The organism is Candidatus Symbiothrix dinenymphae (genome assembly GCF_001431085.1).
Genome location: NZ_BBRU01000373.1, coordinates 1 through 468, shown reverse-complemented (window position 1 = coordinate 468; position 468 = coordinate 1). Strand labels below are relative to the sequence as shown.

1 pseudogene is annotated in these 468 nt (G+C 47.9%); it reads right to left on the bottom strand.

Annotated features, from left to right (window positions below):
• Positions 1-380 (bottom strand): annotated as a pseudogene (locus ASC50_RS04395) (hypothetical protein); the annotation flags it as partial.
• Between the last annotated feature and the right edge of the window lie 88 nt (positions 381-468).

Here is a 468-nt window from a genome sequence, read left to right as displayed (position 1 = left end):
CTATACAAATGCCCAATCATCAACATCCGATTAGCATTGTCGGTATAGCCATGAATGATAACAGCCGTGTTGGGCGATTCTGGCACCGCCCGCACATACAGCGCATGCAGAGGCTGTTTCAAAAGTCTGTCATTGGGGACCTGACCCGCAATCTCCTGTTCTGCCACAATAAACGTGTCGCGCAATGCCGAATTTTGCCGCAAGCTATCCCCCCAGAGTCTCAAACAGGCATCCTGCCGGGAAAGGTACGCATAAGCATCCTCCGCATCAGAGGCAGTCGTTTTCCTGTCCAGAGATACGCCAAACATATATATCGTCGCACCGCAGATGCCGGCGGCAATGATGATGACGATTGACAGGGCTGCTTTTATTTTTTTCATTGGATGTTTTTTTGCTGCAAAGGTACTGTTTTTTTCTTTTCCTCCTTGCGCCTTTTTCATTACAAAATGCTTACCTTTGCGGAAAAAG